At 33.6% G+C, this 18,035-nt stretch carries 18 protein-coding genes; 12 read left to right on the top strand and 6 right to left on the bottom strand.

Going from position 1 to position 18,035, the window contains the following annotated elements; genetic code table 11:
• Window positions 1–16 precede the first annotated feature (16 nt).
• Genes LF20184_RS06280 through LF20184_RS06290 form a run of 3 tightly spaced genes read left to right on the top strand, consistent with a single transcriptional unit; the run spans window position 17 to window position 3,185 of the window.
• Entirely contained in the window at window positions 17–778 is a 762-nt protein-coding gene (locus tag LF20184_RS06280; protein WP_010019656.1) for an ABC transporter ATP-binding protein, read from the top strand.
• Window positions 771–2,312, top strand: a complete 1,542-nt coding sequence (locus tag LF20184_RS06285; RefSeq protein ID WP_010019658.1) for a hypothetical protein — start codon at window positions 771–773, stop codon at window positions 2,310–2,312. Before LF20184_RS06280 ends, LF20184_RS06285 begins: the two co-directional genes overlap by 8 nt.
• Before the next feature lie 51 nt (window positions 2,313–2,363).
• Window positions 2,364–3,185, top strand: a complete 822-nt coding sequence (locus LF20184_RS06290; RefSeq protein WP_010019660.1) for a Cof-type HAD-IIB family hydrolase — start codon at window positions 2,364–2,366, stop codon at window positions 3,183–3,185.
• A gap of 30 nt (window positions 3,186–3,215) precedes the next feature.
• Here the strand turns inward: LF20184_RS06290 and LF20184_RS06295 are convergent, their stop codons facing one another.
• Window positions 3,216–3,797 carry a hypothetical protein gene (locus LF20184_RS06295; RefSeq protein ID WP_010019662.1) on the bottom strand — a complete coding sequence of 194 codons (582 nt, stop codon included), beginning with the start codon at window positions 3,795–3,797 and terminating at the stop codon, window positions 3,216–3,218.
• A 189-nt stretch (window positions 3,798–3,986) separates the two neighbouring features.
• Between LF20184_RS06295 and LF20184_RS06300 the strand changes: the two genes are divergently transcribed.
• Window positions 3,987–4,826: a helix-turn-helix domain-containing protein gene (locus LF20184_RS06300; protein WP_010019663.1), complete on the top strand. Its 840-nt coding sequence runs from the start codon at window positions 3,987–3,989 to the stop codon at window positions 4,824–4,826.
• A 94-nt stretch (window positions 4,827–4,920) separates the two neighbouring features.
• Window positions 4,921–5,304: a VOC family protein gene (locus tag LF20184_RS06305; protein WP_010019664.1), complete on the top strand. Its 384-nt coding sequence runs from the start codon at window positions 4,921–4,923 to the stop codon at window positions 5,302–5,304.
• A 19-nt stretch (window positions 5,305–5,323) separates the two neighbouring features.
• Here LF20184_RS06305 and LF20184_RS06310 read toward each other — a convergent pair whose 3' ends face one another.
• Window positions 5,324–5,683, bottom strand: a complete 360-nt coding sequence (locus tag LF20184_RS06310; protein ID WP_010019667.1) for a hypothetical protein — start codon at window positions 5,681–5,683, stop codon at window positions 5,324–5,326.
• Window positions 5,684–6,427: 744 nt separating this feature from the next.
• On the opposite strand from LF20184_RS06310, the gene LF20184_RS06320 reads away from it, so the two are divergent.
• Window positions 6,428–6,850 (top strand): cytidine deaminase family protein, encoded by a 423-nt coding sequence (locus tag LF20184_RS06320; protein ID WP_010019670.1) that lies wholly within the window; start codon window positions 6,428–6,430, stop codon window positions 6,848–6,850.
• Between the two features lie 38 nt (window positions 6,851–6,888).
• Here LF20184_RS06320 and LF20184_RS06325 read toward each other — a convergent pair whose 3' ends face one another.
• The 3 genes from LF20184_RS06325 to LF20184_RS06335 all read right to left on the bottom strand — a co-directional run bounded on the left by LF20184_RS06325 (window position 6,889) and on the right by LF20184_RS06335 (window position 9,414).
• On the bottom strand, window positions 6,889–7,440 hold the full coding sequence (locus LF20184_RS06325; RefSeq protein WP_010019671.1) for a hypothetical protein: 552 nt from the start codon (window positions 7,438–7,440) through the stop codon (window positions 6,889–6,891).
• A gap of 150 nt (window positions 7,441–7,590) precedes the next feature.
• Window positions 7,591–8,241 carry an NAD(P)-dependent oxidoreductase gene (locus LF20184_RS06330; protein ID WP_010019672.1) on the bottom strand — a complete coding sequence of 217 codons (651 nt, stop codon included), beginning with the start codon at window positions 8,239–8,241 and terminating at the stop codon, window positions 7,591–7,593.
• A gap of 12 nt (window positions 8,242–8,253) precedes the next feature.
• Complete coding sequence (locus LF20184_RS06335) at window positions 8,254–9,414, bottom strand: alpha/beta hydrolase family protein (protein WP_010019673.1); 1,161 nt, start codon at window positions 9,412–9,414, stop codon at window positions 8,254–8,256.
• A gap of 87 nt (window positions 9,415–9,501) precedes the next feature.
• Here LF20184_RS06335 and LF20184_RS06340 point away from each other — a divergent pair, with 87 nt between their 5' ends.
• Both LF20184_RS06340 and LF20184_RS06345 read left to right on the top strand, forming a co-directional pair.
• Window positions 9,502–10,092, top strand: a complete 591-nt coding sequence (locus tag LF20184_RS06340; protein WP_056945210.1) for a TetR/AcrR family transcriptional regulator — start codon at window positions 9,502–9,504, stop codon at window positions 10,090–10,092.
• Between the two features lie 108 nt (window positions 10,093–10,200).
• Window positions 10,201–10,929 carry a TraX family protein gene (locus LF20184_RS06345; protein ID WP_010019677.1) on the top strand — a complete coding sequence of 243 codons (729 nt, stop codon included), beginning with the start codon at window positions 10,201–10,203 and terminating at the stop codon, window positions 10,927–10,929.
• Here the strand turns inward: LF20184_RS06345 and LF20184_RS06350 are convergent.
• The gene (locus LF20184_RS06350; RefSeq protein ID WP_010019678.1) at window positions 10,916–11,386 is read right to left on the bottom strand and encodes a helix-turn-helix domain-containing protein; all 471 of its coding nucleotides are present in this window, start codon (window positions 11,384–11,386) and stop codon (window positions 10,916–10,918) included. The two genes, LF20184_RS06345 and LF20184_RS06350, sit on opposite strands and share 14 nt — an antisense overlap.
• 108 nt (window positions 11,387–11,494) lie before the next feature.
• On the opposite strand from LF20184_RS06350, the gene LF20184_RS06355 reads away from it, so the two are divergent.
• The 4 genes from LF20184_RS06355 to LF20184_RS06370 all read left to right on the top strand — a co-directional run bounded on the left by LF20184_RS06355 (window position 11,495) and on the right by LF20184_RS06370 (window position 18,035).
• Entirely contained in the window at window positions 11,495–13,690 is a 2,196-nt protein-coding gene (locus LF20184_RS06355; protein WP_010019680.1) for a Tex family protein, read from the top strand.
• 601 nt (window positions 13,691–14,291) lie between these two features.
• Window positions 14,292–14,975: a type 1 glutamine amidotransferase domain-containing protein gene (locus tag LF20184_RS06360; protein ID WP_010019685.1), complete on the top strand. Its 684-nt coding sequence runs from the start codon at window positions 14,292–14,294 to the stop codon at window positions 14,973–14,975.
• 169 nt (window positions 14,976–15,144) lie between these two features.
• Window positions 15,145–16,713, top strand: a complete 1,569-nt coding sequence (locus LF20184_RS06365) for a collagen-binding domain-containing protein (RefSeq protein ID WP_010019686.1) — start codon at window positions 15,145–15,147, stop codon at window positions 16,711–16,713.
• A 608-nt stretch (window positions 16,714–17,321) separates the two neighbouring features.
• Entirely contained in the window at window positions 17,322–18,035 is a 714-nt protein-coding gene (locus tag LF20184_RS06370) for a transporter substrate-binding domain-containing protein (protein ID WP_235699466.1), read from the top strand.

Below are 18,035 nucleotides of genomic sequence, written 5' to 3' on the forward strand. Positions count from 1 at the left end.
AAGATTGGAGATTTTTATGATTGAGATCAAGAATTTGTCAAAAAATTACGATGATAAAAAAGCATTGGTTGATTTGAATTTAACAGTCGAATCAGGAAAGATATTTGGATTGTTAGGCCATAATGGTGCTGGTAAATCGACTACTATCAAGAGTTTAGTCAGTATTCATAAGCCTAATTCTGGCTCAATTAAAATAAATGGAATGGAATTGTCACAACATCGATCAGAAATAAAAAAGATGATAACTTACGTACCTGATACACCGGATGTTTTCTTGCAATTAACCGCCTCAGAGTATTGGAATTTAGTGGCAAAAGCTTATGACTTAAATGATGAAGATATTTTGCCATTGCGTAAAAAATTAGTGGAGCTCTTTCATATGGAGAATCGACAAAATGAGGTTATGAGTAATTTTTCACATGGAATTAGGCAAAAGGCAGTTCTGATAGCTTCACTATTGTCTGACCCAGCAATTTGGGTTTTAGATGAACCGTTTCAAGGTTTAGATCCACAAGCTGTTTTTGATTTAAAGCAATTGATGAAAGTACAAGCAAATAAAGGGAAAACAGTTCTTTTTTCGACCCATGATCTACAAATGGCACAAACTCTATGTGATGATTTAGCTATTTTAAAATCTGGTGAACTCATTTATGAAGGCTCAATGACAAATTTGCGAAAACAATATAATAATGAATCTCTTGAAAAGATTTATTTGCAGTTAACTGACAGTGATGATTCCAAGCTGTTCAATGAGATTGAAGGTGAGGTAAATGCCTAGTCATTTAGAAACCTTGTTATCTGTAAATCTACGTTTATTAAATCCCAAAGTGACAAATCGTTATCGAAGAAAAGCTATTAATGGCCCTCAACTAACGAAGAAATTAGTTGCCCAGTTGTTATTAAATTTATTTATATTTTTGTTGATGTATGGCTTATTATTCTCTCAACTTGATTTGAGTAAATTACCCGGAGTTTTTGGATTTTATAGTTTTGAATTTATTTTCATGTCTCTATCTCAAGGGATGTTGGGAATTTACAATATTTTCTTTGCTAATAATAGTAAAGACCTATTGATGTTGCCATTTTTACAAAGAGAAATATTTCTGAGCAAAGTAATAACTGTTGCCATGAATGTGATTCCGTATACCTTACCACTGCTTTTACAATTCTTCTTAACTAGTTGGCGTTCAGGTATAAATTTTTGGATTTCTATAGTTTTGGCATTAGTTTTGTATATCCTAATATCAATTGTGACACTATTGAGTTGTACAGTATTTATTTTTTTAATGCTAAAAATCAAACTATTTGCAAAACATGCAATGACACTGATTTATACTTTGATTACTCTGTCATCGGCCGCGCTTATTGCTGGAATATTTGTCATTGATAATCAAAAAAGAGACTCTTTTTCAATGACATTGCCGTTGTTCCAAATGGTTCAAAATCCCTTTGCGGTGGAAAATTTAATAAATTGGATATTACTGTTAGCATTTTTGGGCTTGTTAGTTCTTTTGGTCGAACGCTTAGTTCTACCAAATATAAATGAAAATATTATTTTAAGTAAGAATTTAAAGTGTCGAAAGCAACGAAAGACTATTAATCTCAGAGATAGCCTAAAAAATTATAATTGGCAGTTATTAAAGGAACCTAACGTACTTTTTCAAATTTTTGGAAAGAGTATTATAATTCCATTGATTTATATTTTTTCCTTTGGCTTTTCAAAGATTCCAACAAACCTATCGTCAGAATTTTTCGGTGTTTTCGTTGTCAGTGGAATTGTCCTGAGCTTAGTTACTACTACATCGTCTTCATTATTTAGCATCATAATATCTTTGGATCGTGGTAACTTTTCAATGATAAGATCGTTACCAATATCAATAAAAGGTTATTTAAAAATCAAATTTATATTTGCTTACTTGATTCAAATTATTATTAACTCTATATTAATTGTTATTTTTTCTATCGTACTGAAGATAAATTTAATAATGATGTGCGCAATGTTTATTGGTTCACTTTTAGGTAGTTATCTTGTTGGTTTAGCTTATTTTAGAGAAGACTATAAGAATCGAGTGGAGAATTGGAATAATATAGATGAATTGTTCAATCGAAACGGTGGGAGTCTTCGTAAAATTCTTTTGCTACTTTGCAATATATTTTTTGGTTCTGCCATTATAATTGTGTACGGTTTATTGATAAGTTCATTTCCAAATCAAAAATTTATCAATACAATTGCATTTATCATTTCAAGTGGTAGTAGTTTCGGCATTTGGGGATATTATATGGTCAATTTTTGGAATCGGTTGCAATTATAAGCTATTTTCGATAAGGTGGAAAAGTAACCTTAATGTGAGAGGAATTTACTTATGTATAAAATGATTGTCTGTGATCTTGATGAAACTTTAATGAATGATGATGGCTCTTTGTCCGACAAGAACGCTGAAGCTATTCATGCTGCAACTGAAAAAGGAGTTTACTTCGTAGTTAATTCTGGTCGAAGTTATACTTCCTTTCAAAATGATCTCGAAAAAATGAATTTACGAAATAAACCAAACCAATATTCCATTTCATACAATGGGGGATTGATTCTGGAAAATAAGGATAATCGTCCTATTGCCGTTAATGCGATGCCATTTGATGTAGCTAAAGCTGTCTTTAATGTTGGTGCAAAGAATAAGAATGCCTCGACACACGTTTATACTCAAGATAAACTTTATATTTATAATCCTATGAAAGCTGATACGGATTATTTAACTAATCGTGGTGTAGATTTTTCAATTTTGGAAGATGATGATTTTGATAAGTTCAAAGATCAAAATGTCATGAAAGTCATTATGGCTATGTCTACAATTGAGGAACGTAAGGCAATGAAGGTAGCTGTAGAATCACAAGTTGATCCTTCAAAACTAACAGTATCATTTTCATCCGGTCGATACGTTGAATTTAATCCAGCTGGCGTTGATAAAGGAACTGCTGCTGTTCAATTAGGTGAAATTTTAGACATCAAGCCAGAAGAAATCATTGCGGCAGGTGATAACAGTAATGATTTGCCAATGTTAAAAGCAGTTGGCTTACCGGTCAGTGTTGCTAACGGACTTGATGTTGTTAAAGAAAATGCTAAGTATATCACTGAGGCTGATAATAACCATGATGCTTTAGCTGAAGTAATTAATAAGTTTATTCTATAGAAAAAAGTCTTGAGGAAACTCAAGGCTTTTTTAGCGTAGATTCAAATTCGACTTATTTTCTATTGTAATTTTACCGTCATCAAAGTTTTTAAGAACTTGATCCAATTTTTGGATAGTTAATTTTTTATCATAGGCATAGTCTCGAGAAAAATCTAAAGTATAGACTTGACCGGAAGTAGTGGTTATTTCAAGTGCGAGGGGACTCTTTGCCATTAAAAGTGACGGGGTCAAAATTCCTAAGTACAAAGTGTAAGGGATGGCCAAAGGGATTTTGTCGCTGTCAAAATGTCCAATTAATTTAATTGTGGCAATATCCTTTTTATCAATAATAATTAGCTTATTTTTAAAGGGGAAAAGCATCAAAAAAATACGACGCTTCAAGTTAGTTAAATCACTATAACGAAGGCCAGTTTGATCTGCCTCCCAGTATTGGAAAAGTACAGTTATACTATTTAAATAATAAATAAAGAAGAAAACGATAAATAATCCCAGTCCTATAAGATAACCAATCCAACTATTAAAAATACTGCCGGTTACAAAGCCTGCCACTAAGCCTGCAAATAGACTAACTAATAAAGGTCTGTATGAAAGTTTCTTACCAAATGTAATCATAATTAATTCCTCCCAATTAAATGAGATGCGCATCGATCAGTTAATTAACTTTGTTTACACCTTGATTATGGCAAAAGCTTGCTATTAAAGCACGCACATCGTAGTTGCGTTTGAAAAAATACCGTTATAACGCTGATTTTGTTTAAAAAAAGTTTATTATTTAAGTAAGGGGTTACAAGGGGGAGAAAGATGGCTTTAGCGGATAATATTATCAAGTATCGTAAGAAAAATGGAATGACACAAGAACAACTTGCTGAATCACTGATGATCTCACGCCAATCTATTTCTAGATGGGAATTGGGAGAAAATTTACCTAGTATTGATAATCTAATTTCACTGAGTGGTTTATTGGATATTTCTTTAGATGAGTTGATCACAGGTGAACCGTATTTGCATTTTCCATTTGACTTTGGGCGTCCTAAGAGTAAAACGGCAGCCGTGATTTTAATTATTATTGTTATGTTCCCTATATTGGCAGGATTTATCGGTAATATTTGGATGTCTTTAGTAGTTGCATTAATTTTATATATGATAGTTGTTTGGTTTTATCCTTTCGATTTTAAACGGTATTACAATTATTGGAGCTTGGAGAAAAAGGGAATTCGATACATTTCTGATAATCAGGAAGTTTACAGTTCTTGGGATAATTTGGTCATGCCAATCAAAGCACTATTAAAAATGAGAAAGACTAAGTTTATTCCTTATCGACAAATGAAAGAAATTGAGATTCATTTGCAGTTGTTGGGATATAATCCACGACATACTAATTATTCACCAGGAACGTTTCAATTAATGAATGAAAGTTTTACTCTGAAAATAACTACGAAAGATGAACAGATTGTCTATTTGACTTTGAAGCCATATTACACGAAGAAATCCAAAGAACGTCAGATGTTGCCAACTATTTTGGAATTTTTGAAACGCAAGAATGTCAAATTTATCGATAAACAAAATATCTGTGAGTTATTGAAAGATAATGACAAGAGTTTAACTGAACAATTATATGAAATTCGTGATGGATATAAATAAAAATATTGCTCAAAGTATCATTGAATGATATATTAAGTACATACTTAATTAACTAAATTAAATAAGCTTAATAAAGCCTTTGAGGAGTAATACAATGAAAATTGAACATGTCGGTTTATTCGTTAAAGATTTAGAAAATACAGTTTCATTTTATAAGAAATATTTTGGTGCTACGGCATCAGAAAAATATCACAATCCCAAAACAACCTTCTCATCACGTTTTTTAACTTTCAGTGACGGAGCACGTTTGGAAGTAGGTACTCGTGAAGATTTGAATACAGAAAAACTTACTGGTTATCCTTTAGGCTACATGCATCTTGCCATGTCCTTGGGATCAAAAGAAGCAGTTGATAAAGTTTCTGCACAAATCGAAGCAGATGGTTATACTCATTTGAGTGGACCAAGAGTAACTGGCGATGGATATTACGAAAGCGTGGTATTGGATCCAGAAGGAAATCAAATCGAATTAACAGTTTAAAAAAGAGACTGCCGAATGATTAGGCGGTCTCTTTTTGGATAGAAGATCTAAATTTCTCAATTTGATTTTTATAATCTAAGAGTTTGTGATAACGATTTTTTATATCATCATCTTCATTAGAATAGATCTCAAAACATTTATCAGAAAAATCTTTCAATTGAGACTTTCCAATTTTTTGCTCATCCTTAGGCAAATCTTTGAAGATAGAATTGTCAGTCGTCAAATCAACGATTTTTTCATATAGTTCATCAAATTGTAATTTCAAGGCTATTTCGTCATGCTTGATATTTGCCTTCACGAGTGCAGGTGGAAGAGCATAGGTAATTAACAGATAGCCAATTATAGCGATTATTAAATAGTCGATGATAGTTAATGTCATTTTATACCAACTTTCTCGGAGAGTTCTATTAGTAGAGTATCAGTTCATAAACCTCATTTGCAAGTTACTCTAAATAAAGTGTTTTACTTCGATAAAATTCAATTTTTGTCAGTTTCATTGCTTGTTTAAATAGGGCTTTCTTTGAATCCAAGGGAAAATTCTTTTGATAAAAACCTCTTTCTTTAATCAAATACTGATTGTCATGACAAATTAAGGTTAAGCTACGATCTTTCTTGAAAGTTAATATTTTTAAAGTTAAATCATCATTGTTTTTAAACTGAGTTTTAATAATACTTTTTAGTTGAGTGATTTTTATCCTTTTCGTAATTTCTTTTGAACCTCCTTGTCGAAACTTTTCTTTTGCAGACTGGTACTCAAATAAAAAACGGAAGCAAGCTGATCTTTTAAACTAAAAGCCATTCGATAATTTTTTGAATCGAGATGAACCCTCATTTCATAAGTTTGATGGTTCTTATCCGTTCGAATTGGTTTGATTCTATAAAAATTGTTATTTAAATTATTAGTTAATTTAGTTTCGATGATATTAATGTCTTTGGCACAGTTCTGCTTTGAGAATGAATTTTTGATTGAATCCGAGATAATTACTTTGAACAATATTATCAATCCTTTAATACTTAATAATTTAACTCTTAAATAAATTAATCAATCCGTCAAGTCATCTTAAGAACATTTTTAATAAATGGTATATTTATATTCATAAAGTATTTGAGGGGGGAAGCTTTTATGGATATTTGGGAAAAACTATATTTATCTGCAAAACCGTTGTATAAACCGCAGGAAATAAATGATTTTGTTTATGCTAATAACGTGGTCTGTGCTTTGGAGAGTAAATCAGGAAAAGTTTACACTGGTTATTGTATCGAGATGGCTTGCGGAACGATTAATCTTTGTGCCGAACGAGTAGCTTTGCTAAACATGTTGCAAGATAGTGGAGAAATGGAAGTTAAACGAATGATTGCTTTTCGTGATGCACCGCCAACTGGACTCGACGGGTTACCATGTGGAACCTGTCGTGAAACTTTGATGGAATTTTCTCCTAAGAATGCCGATACCGAAATTATGGTCAATTATGAAAAAAGAGAAACTACTACTTTGAAAGAAATCTTTCCTAATTGGTGGGGGACTATCAAAACTAATAAAAAATAGCTAACAAACCTTAATTGGCTTGTTAGCTATTTTTATCTTTAAAAGCACTCTTGTGAAACTCGTTCAACTGCAAAGTTGGATAGGCTGTAAATTGCTTCGTAGAGTTTGTCTCCTAATTCAGAAGTGGTTATTTCAGCTTTTTTGTTTTCACGATTGTTAGGGATGTTAGCTAAGACAGGGATAAACTGATCTAAATCATTATCTGACAAAAAATCATGGGCTTTCAAATGTGCCGCTAATGCTACTGTAAAGGAAAATTTGGGATGAGATTGACGTAATTTATAAAGATCTCTGGCGGCAGTTTTATAATCCATTGAAGGATTTTGATTCAAGCAGTGTCGCAATAGGTTATCATAAACATCTCCGTAGTGAAGTAACCAGACTAAAAAATCATGAGAGGTTACATAATGAAGATCCATGTGAATGTTTTTGTAATTATTAACTACATCGAGAACGTTATTCCAATCAAGCCAAGTTCGAAATGATTGATAATATTTCTCGATGTCTTGATTTTTACCATTACCAATATGACTTAATCCAGCAAAATTATCTAAATCATGATTGGCAAAGTTTAATTCTTTGATATCCATTATTAACCTCATCTATTTATTCGAAATTAGCCACATAAAAAAACTAACCAGTTACGGTTAGCTATGCGGCAATTTGAACTATTTGATATATAACTCTTTAAGTTTACTCATCTTTTCACAATTAGTCTAGCCCAAATAAATAAGATTGAGCTAAGAATTAGTATCTTGCTTTGAGCATATCAGCAATTGTTGATTAAATGTTGCAGGGTTATTGACAATATTTAGCATTAATTGAGCAACATCCATACGATTGGTCCGTGGAGCACCAGGCATTTTAAAATTAGACTTAGCAAATCTTACTGTTGGATTAGGGGTTCTTTCATTATTAAATAGTGGTCCAGGATGAATGGTTGTCCATTTCAAATTCGAAGTTTTGAGTAGCGACTCTCCCAAATAATGGTCGTGAAAATTTCCTTTTAGAAAAGTTTTTGCACCAAGACGATATGGGAAGCGAGTGTTTTTATAAGTGGATCCAACTCCTAAAGCGGACAAATTAATTATTCGTTCAACCTTTGCTAGATGCATAGCCTTGATGATATTAGGCATTGCAAATGAGAAAAGGTTAGCACTGCTATTAGTTACTGAATTTCCCAAGGTGACTAGTACAACATCACAACCCACTAAAGCTTTTGCTAAAGCATGATAGTCATCTAATTGCCCCTTAATAATAGTCAAATTTGTAGTCGTGTTTAACTTTTGAGGACTTCGGACGTAGGCTACAACTTCATTGTTGTTTTGAAGTGCTAATGATAATAAATCTTTTCCAGTTCTACCAGTAGCACCGATAATCATTAAGCGCATATAATCAGCTCCTTAAAGGTTGTCTTCAAGCCAGTTCATAATATATTCAGTACCAGTTAAATATCCACCCATCTGCGTGTGTTGTTGGGCTGTTGATTCGTCATCAAACAATAGATAATCTTTTTTGCATTGTAAAGTATCATAGAATTTTTGAGCAGCACCATGAGTTACCTCTGCAGCACCATCGAGAACCAACGTTTTGGATTTGATTTTTGGAACAATAGAAGTATTATCATATTTTTTCAATTCATCGATAATAGTACTGTCAGTAGCGTTATGTTTCCATTCATAATCTTTCAATGTAAAGTCAATCATATCAGGACGCATTTGCTCAGTCATTTTCAAAGCAATTTCCAGTCTTTGAGCAATCATATTTCCCCAATTCATATTTCCAGGATCAGAAATAATTACTTTTAGGCGATTATCAAAAGCAGCTGCTCGTGGTACTAGGAATCCTCCAAAACTCATGCCCATTGCACCAATTCTATTAGAATCAACACCAGCAATTTTTTCAGCAAAGTCAATTACGGGCGTCATAACGTTTTCAAAATCAGGACGAAATTTCAAATCTTGTAATCTTAGAGCCATTCCTTGACCTGGTCCATCGAAGGTTAAAGCATTTATACCTCTCTTTAAGGCGCCATCAATGACCCACATGGTATCGTCAGCCCAAGTATCTCGACCAGGAACAACTATTAATAAAGGAGCTTTTTTGGTAGCAGTAGTTGATCGATAGAAGTGTCCAGGTAGAGTTGTGTTTTCGTATGGAATTTGAATCGACTTACCAGGATAGGCACCAAGTTGGAGGGATTTATCAAAACATGCTTGACTGTTTCTTGAGAATTTTTTCATACGTGCATCTTTAGTATCTTTAAAATACATCAGAGATACACGCCAATAAGTTGAAGCTCGAAGATAACTGCTGGCGGCACTGACCAATTTGTTGTGGTATTCAAAATTTTCGGCCCTTTTTTGCAATTTGTCGGCCATTAGACTCCAATTATTGATCCAACTATTTTCGTCATTTTCGATTAGATTCATCGTTACTTCTAATACTTCGCCTTCATCGCTCATTCGATAAGGCATTAAATCCATTACGTGCTTGATGAGTGCATCTTGTAGCATATTTTCACTGTATTTATATTCTGACCAATGTTTTATATCGTTTGTCATTTAACATTCTCCTAACTAATTGTTGTAACTAAGTTTATTAGGAAATGAGGTATAATTTAACTACAAAATTATACGGAGTGTTGCATTTTGAATAAATATAAAAATAAAAATGATAAAACCGAAAAAAACATTATGAATACGACATTGACTTTAATGCAATCATACGAATTTAGTAATATTACAATGAATCAAATTGCGGAAAATGCTAAGTTAAATCGAGTCACGCTTTATCGACATTTCGATGATAAGTGGGATATTTTGGAAAGGATTGAAAAAGATTTTTTCCAAGCAGCAGAAGCCCCACATCAAAAAATGATAGAGCAATTAAAAAATGCATCTGAAGATTATCAGGATGCTAGATCGGTTTTAGCAGAATTTTTAGAGATTTTTGCAAATAATCTGGACATTTTAGAAGTACTTATGAATGACAACGGTGATTCTAGATTTACTAGCAAATTATTAAATTTCTTGTTGAAAAGAGAGAAGCTCTCTCATCCGGTTTTAGGAATTAATGACTTAGGCGTAAATCAAGAAATGCTGTCCTATTATGAAATATCTGGATTAGTAGGAATAATAAAATTTTGGACGAAGCATCGACAATATAAAGCTAAAGATATGGCGGACTTTTTCTTTGCAGTAAGGACTAATGAAGTTAAAGGGATCAAGCAGTTAAAATAAGTCGTTATATTATCGTTACGTTTACTAAATTATCTAAGTTGAGATGATTCAACTACGAGTTGATAGTAAAAAACACTCCCTAATGTAAGAGTGAAGTAGGGGGTGTTGGTGATTATTACAAAATATGGATTGACCAAAACAAAATTACAAATTTTAGCAATGGTGGCAATGCTCTGTGATCACGTTGCAAAGGTGATTATTTATCCGGTAATAATAAGCCATTATTCGAATAATTGGTTGAGTAACAACAGTTATATTTTGAGAATGTATGATGCTTTAGTATTTCTTGGTAAAATCAGTTTTCCTATTTTTGCCTTTTTTATTGTTGAAGGATTTTTCAAGACACATAACGTTTATTCATATATGAAGAGATTGTTTTTATTTGCCATTTTAGCTGAAATTCCTTATGATTTAGCAACTTCTGGAAAATTGATAAATTTCGAAAAACAAAATGTACTTTGGACTTTACTAGTGGGACTGATTTGTCTATTTATTATTGATAATTTTAAAAATAGTAAATTTGGATTGTGCAAAGTAATAGGATCAGTGAGTTTTATTCTTTTGATTGCTAGCTTTTTGAATCTAGATTGGGGAATTTACCCAGGTATCGTGTTGATTTTGTGGTTTTATTTGGCTCACAAAAGTAAAAAAATCCGTTTATTACTAGGTTATTGTTTGATGGTGCCAGATGTCGGATTTATGTCTGGAGCAGAATTATCATTTTTATTGCTCTACTTTTATAATCAAAGACGCGGTCGTAGTAATAAATGGTTGTTCTATATTTTTTATCCGAAACATTTGTTGGTTCTTTATTTAATTCAGATTATTTTAAGATGAAGACTGCTGCAATGCAGATGAACCAAAGCACATCAAAAAATCCAAAAGCCAGTGCATAACGGTATAAATATTTGATTTGGTATTTATGGAAGAAAACAATCAATATAACCAGTACAGTAAAGAAAATTATGGTACTGACGATCATACTAAAAAAATTGTGATTGATTTTAGGACTGAAAGTATAAATTGCAACCAAAGTGACAAAGTAATAGATTGCATTTAACCACAATAATTGCCATTTTTTGTTGTCAGTTTGCACATTTTTATCGTCGAAAAAATATTGAATATCAACTTGAAAGATTTGAGCTAAGTCAGATATTTTGTCAGTAGTTGGAATTACGAGATTATTTTCCCATTTAGAAACAGCTTGAGGGGTAACAAACAACTTATCAGCTAATTGTTGCTGAGTCAGATTATTTTCTTTACGTAACTGTCTGATTTTTTCGCCAATTTTCATCGCAAACCTGCCTAATAGTTTACTTTCATTATATCCTTTCGAACTGATTTGTTTGTAGAGTATAATTAAAAAGTATTTGATAATCGACGATGGAGGGATTGCACTACAATGGCAACTAAAGAAGCAGAAAACAAAATGGTGGATTTGGTAAAACCAGTTCATCAACAATTGAATCAATATCGCGTTCAACAGATTCAAGCGGTCTTGAGTTTATTAGATGAAGGAAACACAGTTCCTTTTATTGCTCGTTATCGAAAAGAACGTACGGGAACTTTGGACGAAGTGGCGATCCGAGAAATTGAAGATGAGACACATCGTTTGATGAAACTTAACCAAAGACGCCAAGATGTTCTAAAACTGATTCAGGAACAAGGCAAGTTAACACCTGAGCTCAAGCAGAAATTAGAACAAGCAACGGTATTGCAACAAGTTGAAGATCTCTATCTTCCTTACAAGCAAAAACGTCGGACTAAGGCTACGATTGCTAAAGAAGCTGGTTTGGAACCCTTAGCTAAATGGTTGTTAACTTTTCCAAATGGAAACTTAGACAAAAAGGCTCAAGATTTTATCGATGCCAAGAAAGATTTGCCTGATTTAGCAGCAGTTTGGGCTGGAGTACACGAAATATTGGCCGAAAACTTCAGTGAACGAGCTGATTTCAGAGAATGGATCAGACAATATACTTGGCAAAATGGTGAATTGACTAGCAAATTAAAACGTGGCGCTAAAGAAAAAGACGAACAAGCAGTTTATGAAACTTATTACGACTTCCAACAAAAATTAAAACAAATCCCACCTTATCGAATCCTTGCCATCAATCGTGGTGAAAAGGAAAAGATTTTGACCGTAGGAATTTCTATCGATGCAACACAGATTTTACGTCACGGACATTCTAAATTAGTCGGTCGTAATCGTGGGTTAGCGGTTGAAAAAATCGATGCAGCTTTTGAAGACTCTTACAAGCGTTTCCTAGGACCAGCTATCGAACGTGAATTACGTCGTCAATTATCAGAGAAAGCTGATAACCATGCTATTCAAGTCTTTGGAAATAACTTGTACCACCTTCTGATGCAAGCACCTTTGAAGGGTAAAGTTGTGATGGGCTTTGACCCTGCTTATCGAACAGGATGTAAATTAGCGATTATCGATGCCAATGGTCGTTTCTTGACTAAACAAGTGATTTATCCTCACAAGCCAGCTAGTGAAAAACAACGAGCATCGGCAGCACCTGAGTTTAAAAAGCTGTTAGAAAAGTATCACGTTCAAATGATAGCTATTGGAAATGGTACTGCCAGTCGTGAATCAGAGGAGTTCGTCAGTGGAATTTTAAAGACTATTAAGCAACCAATTTATTATGTTATCGTCAATGAAGCAGGGGCCTCAGTTTATTCCGCCAGTGCTAATGCCAGAGCGGAGTTTGCTGATTTGCATGTTGAAGAACGTTCCGCAATTAGTATTGGGCGTCGTTTGCAAGATCCGTTGGCTGAATTGATCAAAGTTGATCCTAAAGCAATCGGTGTCGGTCAATATCAACACGATGTTCCTGAAAAAGCTCTAGACGAACAACTAGATCGAGTCGTTGAAACAGCGGTCAACCAAGTTGGTGTTAACGTTAATACGGCCAGCCCAGAGTTATTGACACATATTTCAGGCTTGACAGCGACAACAGCTAAAAACATCGTCAAATTTAGAAACGAAAATGGCTCATTCACCGACAGACAGTCATTGAAGTCAGTTCCACGTTTAGGTCCCAAAGCCTATCAACAAGCGGTCGGTTTCTTGAGAATTATTGGTGGAAGTGATCCGTTGGATAATACTGATATTCATCCGGAAAGCTATTCTGCTACTAGAGAATTGTTGAAGAGTATTGATGAAACACCACAAGCAGTGGGAACTCCAAAATTACAACAGCAATTAACTCAATTGAATCAGGAACAATCTGCTCAACAGTTAAATATCGGTGTAGCTACTTTAACTGATATTATTGCTGGCTTGAGTAAGCCCGGTCGTGACTTGCGTGACAGTATGCCAGCACCATTGCTTCGTCAAGATGTTTTAACGATGGCTGATTTGAAACCAGGGATGGAACTTCAAGGTACGGTTCGTAATGTAATTGACTTTGGGGCATTCGTTGATATTGGTGTTAAGCAAGACGGTTTAGTGCATATTTCACAATTATCCGATCATTTTGTTAGTGATCCTAGTACCGTGGTGACGATCGGCGATATCGTGACAGTTTGGGTTTTGAGTGTGGACGAGAATCGCAATCGAATTCAATTAACGATGAAAAAGCAAAATAAATAGTAGAAGAAACTGAAATTTAAGATAAAGTGTCCACGTTGAGACTTTGTCTTTTTTTGATGATTTCTAAATTATTTTACGAGTTATAATCGACGTCAAAAAGGAGAATATCGAAATGAGTAAAAAAGTCGATTTATGTTGTAGATTAGTTTTTTTAATCATGGCCTTATTAGAAATATACTTTTTGATTACGAACAGTGATTTATTGAGAATTTTTACAATAATATTATTAATATCAATAGTGGCTTATTCTCTTGCTAAGCGAAAATTCAAGAATAAAGATGATTTTTAAAGTTGATTCGACTTTGAGTGAATAAAGCTCTTTTGTTACAATCCAGTAAAGGAGTGAAATCCATTGTTAGAATTTTTCATATATGCATTCTTTTTATTGGTTTTGTACTTTTCGATTTCCCTTATTTTTGCTCTAATTAAAGCTATTGTTCATAAAATAAAGGGTGATAAAAGTAATTTCTGGGAATACTTCTTTGATGGTTTTGTTAAGGTACTCAATCCATTTAATTGGTTATAAGTTAAAATGTTTGCTTTAATTTTTCATCTCCAATATAGTTATCAATCACTTACAAGTGTAATATGGAGGCATTTAATGACAAAAGCATTGATCGTAGTAACTAATACTGCAAAATTACCAACTATTAATCGAGCAACAGGTTTATGGTTAAGTGAGGCGACTCATTTTAACAAAGTAATGAAGGATAATAATATCGATGTCGATTACGTTAGCCCTAATGGTGGATACGTTCCCATCGATCCTGGTAGTTTAGCACCTGATTCAATGGATGAAACTAATTGGAGTTTTTATAATGAAGAGAAATATCGTGATCAAGTTTTGGGGCAATCACCTTCAGCAAAGCAAGTTGATCCCAAAAATTATGACATTATTTACTTTGCGGGTGGCCACGGTGTGATGTGGGACTTCCCTGAAAATAAAACACTAGGTGAAATCGCTAAAACTATTTACGACCGTGGTGGCATCGTTTCGGCAGTCTGTCACGGAGTAGTTGGTTTGCTTTCAATGAAGGATAATGAAGGTAATTCTTGGATCAATGGTAAGAACCTAACTGGTTTTACTAATGAAGAGGAAGACATTAACAAGTTGACTGATGCTGTACCATTCTTGACTGAGGAAGCTTTGAAGAATGCTGGTGCTAATCACACTAAAACAGCAGCTTATACAGAAAATGTTGTTGCTGATGGACGTTTAGTTACCGGACAAAATCCTCAATCCGCACATGGAGTTGGGGAAGCTGTTATTGATTTGCTAGCTTAATATAAATAATAAATTTGAGTTGGATTTTTAAATTCAGCTCTTTTTTTGTGCCAAATTACTTTTTTTATTCAAAATTCAAAAGAATTATTTTCATAACTTGGAATAAACTTATCGTTTGTATAAGATAATATTAATATCAAGAAATCGATAAGGGAGTAATAAACTATTAATGAAAATGAAGAAGGCGAATATTTTATCATGCGTTGCAATTAGTGCAGTTGTATTATCAGGGATGGGAATCACAAATGTGAAAGCTAGTGATGATGCAGCAGTATCAATTCAAAAAGTGGCCGAGAAGTCACTCAATCCAGAAGTTCAAAATGGTGGCAAAGTCAGTGACGACTTCCAAGACGTATCAAAAAACAATTTAGGATACGCTTCTAAATTCCACATTCTTGCTAAGGAAGCAACTTTAAACGCACATACAAATGGAAACCTTGCGGTTGGATCTTTGTTCGGAAATGTTAACTTTGGGACAAACATTACGGACGAAAAATTATTGGATAAAGATATTTCTTATGTTCAAGAAGTAAAAAATATGTCAGAAAGCTCATTCGTAAGTTCCAATGACCACCGTACAAATAAAGTGGTATTTGGTGAAGTAAATGACGTTGAGTTGGGCAAAGACAATACTTCTCCGTTAGTTAATGAAACACCAATTAATCACTTACTTAATAATGAAATTTTCCAAGATAAGGATTCTAATGAATATCTAGATTTTGACCAAGAGTTTGCTAAGTTGGAAAACAAATCAGCAGGTTTGGTTTCATCAAATTCCAAGACAATTACTAATGCCGATTTTCCGAACCAAAACCAACGAGTAATTGACCTCAGTGATTTTGAAGCTGACGCCAACAATCAAATCGTGATTAATTTAGATCCAGAAGTTTTGAATGCTAGTACACCTCTAACAATTTCTGGATTGTCAGCTGACAAAGGTGGTACTTCGATTATCATCAACGTTGACACAAAGGGACAAAATCCTTATGCAATGAATTCTCAAATCAAATTGAGATTCAACAATGGCGAAGAAAATCCTATCGAACGTCCAAATCAAGAAACAGAATACTTTGACGACAACCATTTGCTTTGGAACTTCTATGATAGTTCAAATGCTAACAAGCAATTCGATGGCGTGATTGAAATGAATAATACTTTCCAAGGTAGTGTTTTGGCACCAGATGCTACAATCAATATTCATCACAATTTAGACGGCAATATCGTAGCTGAACAAGTAAATGTTGTTGGTGGCGAAACTCACAGATGGGATTTGCAAGACAACAATAATATCGTGACTGTTCCAGAAGAACCAGGCGAGCCAGATGAAAATAACGAAGGTAAAGAATTAGTTGACCCTGGATTTACAATTGATCCAACACCGACAAGTCCAGAACCAAATCCAAATCCAGAAAATCCTGGTGGAAATGTGGATGAAGAAGATGACGATGAAGATGATCAAGAAATCATTATCAATGGTGGTTCAGAAGGAGACTTGGATCCTAATGGTAAAGAAGTAGACATTTCAAATCCTAATGGTAGTGATGAAAAGACATTGTCTTCAATAAATGAAGGTAGTGGGTTGGTTCCATTAACTAATGCTGCACAATCAAATGATACGAGTTCAGCAAGTGGATTAAGTAGATTGCCACAAGCCGGTGCTACTAGTGGTATTTTGATGACAGTTGCAGGGATGGTTATGCTGGGATTAGGCATTGTGTTTAAAAAAATAAAATCGTAATTATATGATTGCATTTAAAAAAGTTTGAGAATTATTTTCTAAATGAAAATTTTCTTAGACTTTTTTATTAGATTCTAATTAATTAAATGTTGAAATTATTAAAATGAAGTGCTAGGATATTCACAATAAATAAAGGAGGTTGTCGATGTTATGGATAAAGTTATTGTTGTAAACAGTACATTGGCAATCTTGGCCGTCATTTTGATTTGAAGAAGGACTTAGACTATAAAATGTCAAGCCCTTTTTTCCGTTCGAATGAGGGCTTGAGAAATAGGCCTCATCCGTTAGGATGAGACCTATTTTTTTGTTATTATTTTCAGTGTATTCAAAATTAGAAAAAATCTAATTTTGGATAGGCTTTATTTGAACTCGGTCTATATTATGAACGTCAAACTACTGGTGCATAAGGAATTTGAGCATTTTCTAAATAAGTATTGACATTAAAAAAATCTAATAATATAATTCAGTTCATAAATAACGTTATATAACGTTATGGATTAAGAAGGGATGATTTTATGAGAAAAAGGTTTATCTGTTTAATGATGTTGGTTTTTTCCTTAACTTTGATCTTAGTAGGATGCGGAAACAAAAGTAATAATGCGTCCTCATTGGACAAGATTCAAAACAAAGGGGTTCTCACGGTAGGCATGATTAACTCTAATCCACCATATGAGTATCAGGTCAATAAAGATGGCAAGCAGAACGTGAAGGGTTCAGATGTAAAGCTGATTAAAAAAATTGCTTCTAAACTTGGAGTTAAATATAAGATAAAAACTATGGATTTGGATGGACTATTACCAGCTTTACAATCCGGAAAAGTTGATATGCTGGTTACTTCTTTGAGCCCAACTCCAGAGAGAAAAAAGGGTGCAACCTTTTCCAAGGTCTACTTTAGAAGTACAAATACTTTAGTTATAAGAAAAGAAGATAAGTCAAAATATTATAACGATATTGATCAGCTTGATGATAAGAAGATTGCAGTGGTTAATAATTCTACTCAACAGCCTATGATTGAAAAGAGTTTCCCGAATGCTTCATTAACGAAGCTATCTAAAGTCACTGATCTAGCATTGGCTTTAAATAATAATAAAGTAGATGCCTTTTCAATCGATGTACCAACGGCTACAATTTTACTTCGACAAAATCCTAATTTAATAATGACAAAGTGGCGTCATAAGGATTCTAGCCTTGGAGCTGCTGTGGCAATGCCAAAGAGTACTTCCAAAGATTTAGTGAATAAAGTTAATGAAGTTATAAAATCTAACAAGACCAACTATGAAAAGTGGGTTCAAGATTCCGCAAGACAAGTTCCTACTGATTAA

Source organism: Companilactobacillus farciminis KCTC 3681 = DSM 20184, assembly GCF_002706745.1.
GTDB lineage: Bacteria > Bacillota > Bacilli > Lactobacillales > Lactobacillaceae > Companilactobacillus > Companilactobacillus farciminis.

Bases quoted from the DNA above. Each gene is read 5' to 3' on its own strand.
- LF20184_RS06280 (WP_010019656.1), top strand. From the start codon at position 17: ATGATTGAGATCAAGAATTTGTCAAAAAATTACGATGATAAAAAAGCA.
- LF20184_RS06285 (WP_010019658.1), top strand. From the start codon at position 771: ATGCCTAGTCATTTAGAAACCTTGTTATCTGTAAATCTACGTTTATTA.
- LF20184_RS06290 (WP_010019660.1), top strand. From the start codon at position 2,364: ATGTATAAAATGATTGTCTGTGATCTTGATGAAACTTTAATGAATGAT.
- LF20184_RS06295 (WP_010019662.1), bottom strand. From the start codon at position 3,797: ATGATTACATTTGGTAAGAAACTTTCATACAGACCTTTATTAGTTAGT.
- LF20184_RS06300 (WP_010019663.1), top strand. From the start codon at position 3,987: ATGGCTTTAGCGGATAATATTATCAAGTATCGTAAGAAAAATGGAATG.
- LF20184_RS06305 (WP_010019664.1), top strand. From the start codon at position 4,921: ATGAAAATTGAACATGTCGGTTTATTCGTTAAAGATTTAGAAAATACA.
- LF20184_RS06310 (WP_010019667.1), bottom strand. From the start codon at position 5,683: ATGACATTAACTATCATCGACTATTTAATAATCGCTATAATTGGCTAT.
- LF20184_RS06320 (WP_010019670.1), top strand. From the start codon at position 6,428: ATGGATATTTGGGAAAAACTATATTTATCTGCAAAACCGTTGTATAAA.
- LF20184_RS06325 (WP_010019671.1), bottom strand. From the start codon at position 7,440: ATGGATATCAAAGAATTAAACTTTGCCAATCATGATTTAGATAATTTT.
- LF20184_RS06330 (WP_010019672.1), bottom strand. From the start codon at position 8,241: ATGCGCTTAATGATTATCGGTGCTACTGGTAGAACTGGAAAAGATTTA.
- LF20184_RS06335 (WP_010019673.1), bottom strand. From the start codon at position 9,414: ATGACAAACGATATAAAACATTGGTCAGAATATAAATACAGTGAAAAT.
- LF20184_RS06350 (WP_010019678.1), bottom strand. From the start codon at position 11,386: ATGAAAATTGGCGAAAAAATCAGACAGTTACGTAAAGAAAATAATCTG.
- LF20184_RS06355 (WP_010019680.1), top strand. From the start codon at position 11,495: ATGGCAACTAAAGAAGCAGAAAACAAAATGGTGGATTTGGTAAAACCA.
- LF20184_RS06360 (WP_010019685.1), top strand. From the start codon at position 14,292: ATGACAAAAGCATTGATCGTAGTAACTAATACTGCAAAATTACCAACT.
- LF20184_RS06365 (WP_010019686.1), top strand. From the start codon at position 15,145: ATGAAAATGAAGAAGGCGAATATTTTATCATGCGTTGCAATTAGTGCA.